Origin of the sequence: Xenorhabdus mauleonii (assembly GCF_900113945.1) — a bacterium.
Classification (GTDB): Bacteria; Pseudomonadota; Gammaproteobacteria; order Enterobacterales; family Enterobacteriaceae; genus Xenorhabdus; species Xenorhabdus mauleonii.
This window is the reverse complement of sequence record NZ_FORG01000001.1, coordinates 188,650-201,613: the sequence shown is the minus strand read 5'-3', so window position 1 is coordinate 201,613 and position 12,964 is coordinate 188,650. Positions and strand designations below refer to the sequence as shown.

Below are 12,964 nucleotides of genomic sequence, written 5' to 3'. Positions count from 1 at the left end.
TGGTGAATGGCACTTTAAGAAATTAGAGCTCTAAAAATAGTGCTTTGCAAAATGAGGTTCTGGTAAATCGAATTTTCGTTAGTCGAATTCTGGGACGTTGTATTTTGGAGACTTTAGTGGGCCTCAAAACTTGGTTGTAGATTGAGCTTCAACCTTTAAAGACATCTTTTCCAGCTCAGTTGCTTGAAAGAGATAGGGAAAAGTTATGGGTGTAGGAATAAAAGAGAGAGCAATAAGATGATTGATAATAAGAAGCGTCCAGGAAAAGATCTTGATCGTATAGATCGTAATATCCTTAACGAGTTACAAAAAGATGGCCGTATTTCTAACGTCGAATTATCCAAGCGGGTAGGCTTATCACCAACACCTTGTTTGGAACGTGTACGCCGCCTGGAGCGTCAGGGCTTCATCTCTGGCTATACAGCTTTGCTAAATCCCCATTACTTGGATGCATCATTGCTGGTATTTGTTGAAATTACGCTGAATCGTGGTGCAGCGGATGTATTCGAACAATTCAATACCGCTGTCCAGAAACTGGAAGAAATCCAAGAATGTCATTTGGTTTCTGGTGATTTTGACTATTTGCTGAAAACGCGTGTACCAGACATGTCTGCTTACCGTAAATTACTTGGTGAAACCCTGCTGCGTCTTCCAGGTGTTAACGATACTCGTACTTATGTCGTTATGGAAGAAGTGAAACAGAGTAATCGCCTGGTGATTAAGACTCGTTAAGCTTTTGTCTAAAATGTACAGATGCAAAACAGGAAAAACTTAGGTACACTCCTGTTTATGCATACAGTTTCAACGCTGAGCTACCCTCAGCGTTGTTCCGTTTAATCAACAGGAAAACCTGGAGAGCCTTTCTTGAACCAGGAATATACAGAAGACAAACGTGTTAAGTTAAAAAAAATAAGCAGTGGCCGGCGACTTCTGGAAGCCGTTTTGTTGGTTATTGCTATTTGCGCGGTGTACTTAATGCTGGCACTCGTCAGTTTCAACCCTTCCGATCCAAGCTGGTCACAAACTGCATGGCATGAACCTGTTCATAATTGGGCTGGCAGTGTTGGTGCTTGGTTGTCTGACATACTGTTCTCCGCATTTGGTATTCTTGCCTATGCAGTCCCGCCGTTAATGCTTTTAGGCTGTTGGAATGCTTTCCGTCAGAAAGATAGGCAAGAGTACGTTGATTTCTTTACCCTCGCATTGCGCGCCATTGGAGCTTTAGCCTTGATATTGACCTCTTGTGGGTTGGCTGCTCTCAATATTGATGATTTAAACGACTTTGCTGCCGGCGGGGTTGTGGGTAATTTATTCAGCAATGCCATCTTGCCTTGGTTCAATGTATTGGGGGCAACACTGGCCTTGCTTGGTACTTGGGTGGTTGGTTTCACATTATTTACCGGCTGGTCATGGCTGACCATTGCGGAAAAAATTGGTGAAGTCATCCTGAACTCACTCAGCTTTGTCGTCAATCGCGGTCGTAATGACAATGAATATGAATACGACGAAAGCGAAGAAGAAGGGGAAGTCGAAACCGATCCCGCATATTCGGTCAGTGAGCCTGAGCATACAGACAACACGGATAAGAGTGGGATGCCCAAGACAGCCACTGTATCTGATGATGACGTATTATTAACTGCGCCGACAATAACTGAATTGGCCAGCACAGATGCAGACTCATCGACTGCACTAGCCTCTCCGACAGAATCCGACAATAATCAGGAAAATAACGATAGTCAGGCAAATAATAATAAGAGCTTACCTGAGCCGAATTCTGAAAACATGCCTTTGCCAGAAGTAATGTTAGCTGATTCTATTTCACCAGAAACAGCAGAAAATACGTTCAGTCATGAACATATACAACCTACCATACAAGCCCCAGAAACTTCATCAGAAGCCGTACACACTGAAATAGGGCATGATGGCACTGGAGAAAAACAAGCAGAAGAACCAGTCCGTTACACATTTGAATTGCCTGATGATTATCAAGCAAATACAGAGTCTGGTGATTTTTCAACGAGCTTCCCAACTGACAGTGACGTGAAGAGCGCTGCAGAAACTGTTGCCAGCATTGCGCCGATAGTGAGAAACCCTCAGGTTAAACAAGGCATCGGCCCTGAAATGCCGCGCCCTAATCCGGTCAGAATACCTACGCGTCGTGAATTATATGGTATCAAAGTCCCTTCACATCGTTTGGCCGAAGATCTGCAACGGGAAGAAAAAGAAAGACAGAATGAATTGGTTGCTGAATCGAATGAACAGCAAATGGATGAGCAACAGGAAAATATCCTGCGTCAGCAATTCATTGAGCAGCAACGTCAGCGCTATGGTAACGATTTTGAATCGGAAAACAAAGATTCAGATAAAGAGACGGCAGCGTCAATCGATACTAGGCCAACAGACACTAAGCCAGTAGAAATTCAATCGTTAGCGGTAGACAGACAGCCAACAATCGAGGCATTCACCGAAAGAAATATTGTAGAAAAAAGTAATATAGAAAATGGTAATGCGGCAGAGAGTGCAGAAGAGCAAGAAGCACAAGTGCAAGAAGAAATGTTGCGAATAGCATTTGAACAACAGCAACGTGAACGCTACCAACTGAATCAGCCGATTACGCCAACATCATCTTTTGCTCCGGAAGAAGTACCTGAATTTAGTGCTTCCTCTCAAGCTGGCTATCTTGATAAATATGAATCTGATGAGCCTGCATTTGGCTTCTCGACATCATCGGATCAACAATATGCTCAGCAGGAAAAAATAATTCCAGTTCCGGCTTCCAACGAACCGAAAATCCAGCATACTTTTGCGCAGCAACCGCAGCAACCGCAGCAACCGCAGCAACCGCAGCAACCGCAGCAACCGCAGCAACCGCAGCAACCGCAGCAACCGCAGCAACCGCAGCAAGATAGCTTGTTCCATCCATTTTTGATGCGCAATGATCAGCCATTGCCAAAACCGACAACACCAATGCCTTCTCTGGATCTCTTAACTGCACCACCAGAGGAAGAAGAGCCTGTTGATATGTTTGCCCTTGAGCAAACTTCACGTTTAATAGAAGCACGTTTAAACGATTATCGTGTCAAAGCTGATGTCGTTGGGTTTTCACCAGGCCCTGTAATCACAAGATTTGAATTGGATTTGGCACCGGGCGTTAAAGCTTCCCGCATATCCAATTTGTCACGTGACCTTGCCCGTTCACTTTCCGCCGTCGCTGTTCGTATCGTTGAAGTAATTCCCGGTAAACCTTATGTTGGGTTGGAATTACCGAACAAAAAACGACAAACAGTTTATCTGCGCGAAGTATTGGATTGTGAGAAATTCAGAGATAACCCATCACCATTGACCATCGTACTTGGGAAGGATATTGGTGGGCAGCCTGTTGTGGCTGATCTGGGTAAAATGCCTCATTTGCTGGTGGCGGGAACAACGGGATCAGGTAAATCGGTAGGGGTCAACGCCATGATCCTCAGTATCCTGTATAAGGCGAAACCAGAAGATGTCCGCTTTATCATGATCGACCCGAAAATGCTTGAGCTATCGGTTTATGAAGGCATTCCCCACTTGCTGACTGAAGTTGTCACCGACATGAAAGATGCCGCCAATGCTTTACGTTGGTGTGTAAATGAAATGGAACGGCGCTATAAACTGATGTCAGCTTTGGGCGTGCGTAATATTGCAGGTTATAACGATAAGATCAAACAAGCAGAAAATATGGGGCGCCCAATTCCGGATCCATTCTGGAAACCGGGTGACAGCATGGACACAACGCATCCTGTGCTGAAAAAAGAGCCTTATATTGTTGTTATGGTCGATGAGTTTGCTGATCTGATGATGACAGTTGGCAAAAAAGTGGAAGAGTTGATTGCGCGTTTGGCCCAGAAAGCTCGTGCTGCCGGGATCCACTTAGTGCTGGCAACTCAGCGCCCGTCTGTTGATATTATTACCGGTCTGATTAAGGCAAACATTCCAACACGCATCGCATTTACGGTATCCAGTAAAATCGATTCCCGTACCATTCTTGATCAGGGTGGAGCAGAATCATTGCTTGGCATGGGGGATATGCTTTATTTGGCACCCAACTCTTCCATTCCAGTACGTGTTCATGGCGCATTTGTGCTTGATCAGGAAGTCCATGAAGTTGTTAATGACTGGAAAGCGCGCGGCCGCCCTCAATATATTGACAGCATCATTAAAGGTGGAGAGGATGGAGAAGGTGGCTTAGGCTTTGACAGCGATGAAGAGCTGGATCCACTATTTGATCAGGCTGTTGAATTTGTGATTGAAAAACGCCGGGTTTCTATTTCAGGTGTGCAGCGGCAATTCCGTATTGGATATAACCGTGCAGCCCGAATTGTTGAACAAATGGAAGCACAGCAGATTGTAAGTGCGCCTGGGCACAATGGTAATCGTGAAGTTTTGGCGCCACCGCCACACGAGCACTAGCCCTTGTTTTTAAATACAATCTGTTAACTGCAATTTGTTAAATGTGATTTGTTAAATGCAGTCTGTTAAATGCAATGCGATATCAGCCATTGCGGCTGATAATAATACGAATTGAAGGTATCTCGCACATGAAAAAACTGATGTTGATTGGTTGTCTGATTATGGGTGTGAGCGCAGGTTCTGCATGGGCTAATGCTACGCAGGATTTGCAAGGGCGTTTAGGGAAAGTCAATAGCTTTCATGCCAGCTTTACTCAAACCGTAACGAGTAATGATGGCGCTACAATCCAGAAAGGGGAAGGTGAGCTTTGGATTAAACGCCCCAATTTATTTAACTGGCACATGACATCGCCTGATGAGAGTGTCCTGATTTCTGATGGCAAAACATTATGGTTTTATAATCCCTTTGTTGAGCAAGTGACGGCAAATTGGCTAAAAGATGCAACGGGCAATACGCCGTTTATGCTGATTGCACGCAATGATCCCGCTGATTGGAAGCAATACAAAGTGGCACAAAGTGGCAATGATTTTGAATTAACTCCCAATAATACCAATGGGAATTTAAAACATTTTTCAATTACAGTGACGCCAGAAGGAACAATTCAGAAATTTACAGCGATTGAACAAGATGGGCAAAAAAGTGCTTATCAATTGCAAGGTCAACAAAACACTCGTGTCGATGCGTCAAAATTCAAATTTACAGTCCCAGATGGCGTGACGTTGGATGATCAACGTCAGTGAGGTTTAAGTGAACAACCTTTCACTCGATTTTTCGCAAAATGAATTCCAACCACTGGCCGCCAAAATGCGGCCAGTCACATTAGATGATTATATCGGCCAGCAACATTTATTGGCGGAAGGGAAACCTTTACCAAGGGCAATCCGGGCAGGCCATCTCCATTCAATGATCTTATGGGGGCCGCCGGGAACAGGGAAAACTACGTTAGCTGAAATCATAGGCCACTATGCCCAAGCTGATATAGAACGAATTTCAGCTGTAACATCGGGCATTAAGGAAATTCGTGAATCCATAGAAAAAGCGCGTCAAAATCGTAATGCAGGGCGCAGAACTATTTTATTTGTCGATGAAGTTCATCGATTTAATAAAAGCCAGCAAGATGCATTTTTACCGCATATTGAAGATGGCACAATCACATTTATTGGCGCAACGACTGAAAACCCTTCTTTTGAATTAAATTCAGCATTGCTGTCACGGGCTCGCGTCTATTTACTGAAATCGCTCTCAAAGGCAGAAATTGAACAAGTGTTGATTCAGGCTTTGGAAAATAAAGAGCGTGGAATTGGTGGGCAAAATATCGTATTGCCGGACGATACCCGTCAAATGATAGCAGAACTGGTGGCAGGGGATGCTCGTCGTTCATTGAATTTACTGGAAATGATGTCAGATATGGCTGAAGTGAATTCACTGGGGCAACGGATTTTGACGCCGGAATTGCTGAAAGAAGTGAGCGGAGAAAGAAGTGCGCGCTTTGATAACAAAGGTGATCGGTATTACGATTTAATTTCTGCTTTGCACAAATCCGTCCGCGGCTCTGCGCCTGATGCAGCACTTTACTGGTATGCCAGGATCATATCTGCGGGAGGTGATCCACTCTATGTTGCCCGACGGTTACTGGCTATTGCTTCTGAAGATGTAGGAAATGCTGATCCACGCGGTATGCAGGTCGCGATTGCTGCATGGGATTGTTTCACCCGTGTGGGGGCGGCTGAAGGAGAACGGGCGATTGCACAAGCAATTGTTTACCTCGCGTGCGCGCCAAAAAGTAATGCAGTTTATACCGCATTCAAAGCTGCGATGGCAGATGCACAAGATAAACCAGATTATGATGTTCCGGCTCACCTGCGCAATGCTCCCACTAAGCTGATGAAAGAAATGGGATATGGCGAAGCATACCGATATGCTCACGATGAACCTAACGCATATGCGGCTGGTGAAGTTTATTTCCCGCCAGAAATGGAACAAACACGTTATTATTATCCGACGGCGAGAGGGCTGGAAGGTAAAATTGGGGAAAAATTAAACTGGCTAATGGAACAGAATCAAAATAGCCCAACAAAACGCTATCGTTAATCTCACCGATACGGTAAGGTTTATATTCAATAGTTTTCACTATTTATCCCAATAACATTATTTTCAATAACAACAAACACAGGACTAGCATGCTCGATCCAAATATGCTGCGTAATGAGCTAGACGCAGTCGCCGAAAAACTGGCTCGCAGGGGTTATACCCTTGATGTGGAGATGCTGCGCAAGTTAGAAGAGCGCCGCAAAGTTTTACAAGTTGAAACTGAAACCCTGCAAGCAGAGCGGAATTCCCGATCGAAAACTATTGGTGCAGCTAAAGCCCGCGGTGAAGATATCGAACCACTGCGTCAGGAAGTCAATCAGTTGGGTGAAAAACTGAATGCGGCAAAAGCTGAACTGGAAACGTTGCTGGCTGAGATCCGCAATATTGCATTAAGCATGCCAAATATTCCTGATGATTCTACCCCTGATGGCAAAGACGACAGTGATAATCTTGAAATCAGTCGTTGGGGTGAACCTCGTCAATATGACTTTGAAATCAAAGATCATGTTTCACTGGGTGAACTGTCAGGTGGTCTTGATTTTGCTGCTGCAGTTAAATTAACTGGTTCACGTTTTGTCGTAATGAAAGGGCAGATTGCTCGTCTGCACCGTGCCATCGCACAGTTTATGCTGAATTTGCATACTGAACAGCATGGTTATCTGGAGACTTACGTTCCTTATTTAGTTAACCATGATTCTTTGTACGGTACAGGTCAATTACCTAAATTTGGTGAAGATTTATTCCATACCAGACCGTTAGAAGAAGAGTCAGGCAGTCACTACGCTTTGATCCCAACAGCAGAGGTTCCTGTCACTAACTTGGTTCGTGATGAAATTCTGGATGAAAGTGAATTACCTCTGAAAATGACGGCTCATACACCTTGCTTCCGTTCTGAAGCGGGTTCTTACGGTCGTGATACCCGTGGTCTGATCCGTATGCACCAATTTGATAAAGTTGAATTGGTTCAAATTGTTCATCCAGAGAAATCGATGGAAGCACTGGAAGAATTAACGGGGCATGCTGAGAAAGTATTGCAGTTACTGAATCTGCCATATCGTAAGATGCTGCTGTGTACGGGTGACATGGGAGCTGGCGCAAGAAAAACTTACGATCTGGAAGTTTGGTTGCCTGCACAAAATACTTACCGTGAGATCTCATCTTGCTCTAACACTTGGGATTATCAGGCTCGTCGTATGCAGGCGCGCTTCCGCAGCAAAGATGACAAGAAAACTCAGTTGGTTCATACATTGAATGGTTCTGGTCTGGCGGTAGGCCGTACTTTGGTTGCGGTGCTGGAAAACTATCAACAGGCAGATGGTAGAATCGAAATCCCAGAAGTATTGCGCCCTTATATGAATGGGTTGAAATATATCGGTTAATCATCTTTATAGTCAATAAAAAGTAATATACCCTATTAACTCCAAGTTTCAGGAAGCAGCGTATTATCATCCCGCGTCGCGGGATGATAATACATGCACCTTGAAGTACGACGGTATAGATGAAAAGGCGCCATTATTTGGCGCTTTTTTTATGGTTAGAAATCACAGGTTAATTTGTTATGGAAATTTCGCCTTTCTTAATTGCTTGGGCATAAAAAACATTGCGGTACAGAGAATAATAGGTTGCCATTTTTAATGGAGTAGTGAACAGAAGGCCTATAAACAAAGGGATAGCAGAGATAATGACTAAGAGATTGATAAAGAAAAAAATAGTAATATTCCTAATGGGTTTTTACATACCGCATTATAGCTAACAAGCAGAGATTTTTTTACGCTAAAATCATTAAATATAATTAATGCGGGAGCAAAAAAAGTGTATGCAACAGATAAAAACAGGGTAATGATGCCAAAAAATAGAGATAAAAATGATGATGAAGATGAATCTTCGTTAGAGAATATTAAATTAATATCACTATATATATCTCCAAAAACAACTTGATATAAATCATCACCATCTATAAGAGCAGAAAAGGTATATCCTATAAGATTTATACCAAAGGCAACCAATCCGACTACGAGTAGCGAGCTGAATTTATATTGAAAGCCATAAAAAAGCCGGCCTATTTCAGCTTTCCCCGTTGTTTTTTGTGTATGACAAATGGAGATAATTCCTGCAATTAATATAGGTTCTAATATATTAGAAAGAATAAAAGCCAAATAAGGAACGAATTCAAGCCCTAAACTAATAACACTATAAATAATTCCGAGTAGTATCCAAATGCCCAATTTAGGTGATATCAAATTCCATGCATCACTTATCGAGTCGATAGCCGCATTTACTGTAATTTTCTGTCCTTCGGGAAGGAAAATGTCGTTAATTGATTCGTTAGGCATTTTTTCTAAATCTATCTTTATGTCCTTTTCATCCATTATTTTTACTCTCATTATTAATAAATATACCCTATTAACTCCCAGTTTCAGGAAGCAATGTATTATCATCCCGAGTCGCGGAATGATAATACATGCACCTTGAAGTACGGCGTGTATAACAAAAAAGCGCTATAAAAAGCGCTTTTCTTATACAGGTGCTGATTCATAGATAATTAGCTGATTAGCGTAGATTTATTTTCGCTTTCTTTTGGAGCATAAAAAATGCTACGGTAACTTGTATAGTAGGTGATCATAAACATAGGGAAGGTGATCAGTAGACCTAGGAATAATGGGATTGCAGAAATAAATAGTAAAATACCCATTAGTAAGAAATAGACAAAGCCACCGAGTAGGTTTTTCTTTACCGCATTCAGGCTCATGGAGATAGCTTCGCCAAATTTTAAACCATTAATGATTATTAAGGCAGGAGCAAACCAGGTAAATGCAAGAGCAACAGTGATGAAAACGTATAAAATAATAACTGCAAATAATAAAGTGGATAGACTACCTAATACGAGTGCGGGATCAGCTTCTTCTGAAGATAAGATTAATTGCATTATGCTTGTACCACCAACAACAACAGCAGCAATTACACCAAGTACATAAATACCAAAGAAAAGCCCACTAACAGCAACTAGTGAACCGAGTTTATTTTTAAACCCATAGAATATTAATTCTATGTCAAATTCACCCGTGATTCGTTGTTGTTCAGCCGCTGCGATGAAACCAGCAATAATGACTGAACCAAATAGTATGCTAAAGATACCGAGGAAAGGAAATAGCTGTACTATTATTAAAAATCCTATATAAATCACCCCCATCAGTATCCATTTCATTGGCTGTGCTTTAAATATTGCCCAAGCATCACCTATCCATTCTGTGGCAGCTCCCGCACCGGCAGCACGTCCACCAGGAATGAATGTATCTTTCTCTTTGCTCAGAGAAACGTTATTTTCCCTTGAATCGAAATTAATATCTTGATTATCCATTTTTTTCCGAATTATCTTATTGAATGATGTTTTTAAAATTGGTTTTTCTCTATATCATCCCATTAATACAAAATTGTAGAGAAATCGACAGGATTATCATATAAAAATTATTAATCAACAAGTGTTAATTTGGTAATTTATCTGCGGATTATTGCATGCTCCTTATCGATATTATCGAGTATCATGATGATATCTTTTATCTTTAAAATGTAATTTAGTTTTATTTTCTGTTTTTTTTTTGCTTTCATAAGGCAAATTATCTGGTTTTTAATATAACTTTTTTTTTAGGATGCATATCGCCTTGGCTCGAGGGTTGAGCCATTAAGGATTTTTTATTAATATGGATTCGATTTTTTGGTCACCAATTGAATTAACTAGTTGTTTAAAATGAATTTTTAGAGTGATTTAGCGCAGGCTTAAAAAGGAATGATCGATGGGCAGCTAAACAAAACTCAGGTTACGATAGAATTAGAAGCAAAATCATCTTATATTTTTTCTCAAAAACAAAGAAGACATTGAAACACCTTAATAGCTTTATTGGTATATTTTAATATACGTTACTTACATGAAAGCAAGGTAGTTGGAATGAGGAATGGAAAGATGCTGACCTGAGCCATTAATTAGGCCAGCAAGATGAAAATTATCAACATATTTCCAGAAATAGGCTATGGAGACAATCCATATATAATGGTGTTTACACTATTTACTTGAGTGCTTTCAATAACGCATTAATACTTATATGAAAATAAGTATCATCCTGTAATCCTTTAGCCGTTATATATGCACCTTGTAGCGTAGAAAGAATGAGCGTCGTAGTTTCTAATGGTGCTAATGTATTAGATATAGAGCCATCGGATATGCTGATCCTAACAAGTTCTTCAATAGATTGTTTCATCCAGTTAAAGCCTCTTGTGACTTCTTCTCCTAACTTGGGATCTTCCATGATACGGCGATCCCTGGCCATTTGGCCAATCAGGCAACCGCGCTCAATATTTCTTTCTTTATGAAGAATCAAGGCTAATTTTTCATAAGCACTTTTATCTGTATTTAAAATAGCCTCACTAGAACTGATGAACTGATTTGTGTTGTATCTAATTGCATAAAAAGCAAGTTCTTCTTTACCTTGAAAATGGTGGTACAAACTACCTTGGCCTACCCCAGAACGAGTTAAGATATCTTTCGGGCTTGTGTTAGCTAGGCCTTTTTCTAAAAGAAGCTCTCCCATAGCTTCAATTAGTTTTTGTTTTGAACTTAATTTATTAGACATTTGTCACCTTGACTTGATAACACATGCCTCCTTTCTAGAAAGGAGAAGAGACATGCTAAATATGAAGCTCAATTTATGCCTTTTGTATGGCAGTGTCCACTTACTATCGGTAACTTTGGCAGTTTTGCATTAAAAATGAATGAGGCTCAGTTCCGGCTAATATCCGAAGGTTTAATTCCATCTGAGATATATCCAAGTACGCTTTCAAAACAATACCCTATTGGTTTTATTCCTATGCACGTATAACGCCACAACCCATTCTATCACTCCGGTTAGCTCTATTACCCCTTTAATCGAAATATGAATCATAGTTTATCTTCTTAAAACCGCCCAGAAAGATACTTATAGGTATCTTTCTGAGGCCTATAGAAAAATCAAAATGTAGAAATATTGGATGAAATGAAGACAAAAGCGTGGATTTATCACATTAATCTACTAAAAATGTAACGATTATGTGATATCTGTCATGAAATTAATTGGTTGCTTTTTATATCATCCGTGTGAAAACATACCTATTGGTATTTATTTTTTGGCTTAGGAAATTAAAAATGAAGAAAGTATCGATGTTAGATACAACGTTTGGAGATGGAGAATGGGCACAAAAAAGTGTCATGATTCCAGAACAAAAAGTTCAGATAGCGTTGAAATTTGAAGAAGTCGGTGTGATTCATGTTGAAGTAGGATCCCCTGCTTCATCAAAGTTCGATTACCAAGTCATAAAGTTAATAAGTAAGAAAATGGCCCGATCAGTAATTGCAACTTTTTCTCGTACTTTAGTTAAAGATATTCAATTGGTATTAGATGCAGTAGAGGTAGGAATAAATCATATAATTCAAATTGGTACAAAAATAAATTGGTTGTATTTAAATAACAAATGTGTCCACTCCCCATTAACTGAAGCATACCTGCCCCAATTTTCTGTTAACACTAGGGTTATTTTAATCTATTGGAGTTGCGGTTGGTATTTTTGTCTTGTTTTTTGTTAGTTCTAAACATGCTGAAATAAAAAATGCTTACACCTCTATTTCACCCATAGAATCTCCTCTAAAAAATAGGGCGGTATGGAAAGTTACAATTGCTGCCGGTTTTCTTACTGTACCACAAATGGCAGTATTGGCTTTTGGTGGAGTCTATATGAAGGATGTCTTACATATAAACTTATCTGCAATATCGTTAATTCTTATCGGTGTTCAAATTGGTGGTGGCATATTGCGCATTTGGTCAGGCTATTACACTGATAAAAATAAAAATCGGATCAATTTACTGAAACAGATTTCAGTTTTAGGTGGTATTTCTTCATTGATGCTCTGTTTATTCACAGATAGTACTATTATTGCAGTCCTTTTACTTATTCTTACTGGGCTTTTAGGTCATGCATGGCATGGTATTGCATATACAGAAACTGCTGTTAAAGCTGGGGTTGAACGAGCTGGGACTGCCCTTGGCATGATAGGGACAACCGTTTTTGTCTCTTCGTTTTTAACACCAATAATGATTTCATCCATTCTGGATGCCTATGACTGGATAATTGTTTGGGGAACTGTAGGAGTATTAACTATGACTTCTCTTTTATGTTTCTTAGAAAGGACAAAAGTTAAAAATGCTTCGATATTAATGGTGAAGTAAATATACAAAACATTATTTCTTAAAAAAATCTGGAGTGATGTATTCAACTCAAGACAATAAATAACGGGTTCACCTGAAACCGCTAATGAAACCTTTTTACACTCGGGTGAGGTGAATGTTTTACTAGAAATATTGTTTTAGCCGTCTATCGCCTGTTCCCTTTTATGTCGGTATCTTAT

The 12,964-nt window shown here is 40.5% G+C and carries 9 protein-coding genes and 2 pseudogenes; 8 read left to right on the top strand and 3 right to left on the bottom strand.

Going from position 1 to position 12,964, the window contains the following annotated elements; genetic code table 11:
• Positions 1 to 237 precede the first annotated feature (237 nt).
• The 6 genes and pseudogenes from lrp to serS all read left to right on the top strand — a co-directional run bounded on the left by lrp (position 238) and on the right by serS (position 7,913).
• Entirely contained in the window at positions 238 to 732 is a 495-nt protein-coding gene (gene lrp, locus BM100_RS00850) for a leucine-responsive transcriptional regulator Lrp (RefSeq protein WP_004256338.1), read from the top strand.
• A gap of 132 nt (positions 733 to 864) precedes the next feature.
• Positions 865 to 2,218 (top strand): annotated as a pseudogene (locus BM100_RS24010) (DNA translocase FtsK 4TM domain-containing protein); the annotation flags it as partial.
• Between the two features lie 518 nt (positions 2,219 to 2,736).
• A pseudogene (locus tag BM100_RS24005) lies at positions 2,737 to 4,443 on the top strand (DNA translocase FtsK); the annotation flags it as partial.
• A 128-nt stretch (positions 4,444 to 4,571) separates the two neighbouring features.
• Positions 4,572 to 5,183, top strand: coding sequence for an outer membrane lipoprotein periplasmic chaperone LolA (gene lolA, locus BM100_RS00840; RefSeq protein ID WP_092507150.1), 612 nt, complete (start codon positions 4,572 to 4,574; stop codon positions 5,181 to 5,183).
• Positions 5,184 to 5,190: 7 nt separating this feature from the next.
• The gene (locus BM100_RS00835; protein WP_092507149.1) at positions 5,191 to 6,534 is read left to right on the top strand and encodes a replication-associated recombination protein A; all 1,344 of its coding nucleotides are present in this window, start codon (positions 5,191 to 5,193) and stop codon (positions 6,532 to 6,534) included.
• Between the two features lie 89 nt (positions 6,535 to 6,623).
• Complete coding sequence (gene serS, locus BM100_RS00830; protein ID WP_092507148.1) at positions 6,624 to 7,913, top strand: serine--tRNA ligase; 1,290 nt, start codon at positions 6,624 to 6,626, stop codon at positions 7,911 to 7,913.
• Between the two features lie 306 nt (positions 7,914 to 8,219).
• Here the strand turns inward: serS and BM100_RS00825 are convergent, their stop codons facing one another.
• From BM100_RS00825 to BM100_RS00815, 3 genes are all read right to left on the bottom strand, one after another.
• Positions 8,220 to 8,903, bottom strand: a complete 684-nt coding sequence (locus BM100_RS00825) for a BPSS1780 family membrane protein (RefSeq protein WP_139216912.1) — start codon at positions 8,901 to 8,903, stop codon at positions 8,220 to 8,222.
• Positions 8,904 to 9,076: 173 nt separating this feature from the next.
• Positions 9,077 to 9,892, bottom strand: a complete 816-nt coding sequence (locus tag BM100_RS00820; RefSeq protein WP_092507146.1) for a BPSS1780 family membrane protein — start codon at positions 9,890 to 9,892, stop codon at positions 9,077 to 9,079.
• Positions 9,893 to 10,595: 703 nt separating this feature from the next.
• Positions 10,596 to 11,159: a TetR/AcrR family transcriptional regulator gene (locus BM100_RS00815; RefSeq protein ID WP_092507145.1), complete on the bottom strand. Its 564-nt coding sequence runs from the start codon at positions 11,157 to 11,159 to the stop codon at positions 10,596 to 10,598.
• Positions 11,160 to 11,707: 548 nt separating this feature from the next.
• Between BM100_RS00815 and BM100_RS00810 the strand changes: the two genes are divergently transcribed.
• On the top strand, positions 11,708 to 12,145 hold the full coding sequence (locus tag BM100_RS00810) for a beta/alpha barrel domain-containing protein (protein ID WP_092507144.1): 438 nt from the start codon (positions 11,708 to 11,710) through the stop codon (positions 12,143 to 12,145).
• Positions 12,132 to 12,785, top strand: coding sequence for an MFS transporter (locus BM100_RS00805; RefSeq protein ID WP_169924689.1), 654 nt, complete (start codon positions 12,132 to 12,134; stop codon positions 12,783 to 12,785). The genes BM100_RS00810 and BM100_RS00805 overlap by 14 nt, the downstream gene beginning before the upstream one ends.
• The last annotated feature ends 179 nt before the right edge of the window (positions 12,786 to 12,964 follow it).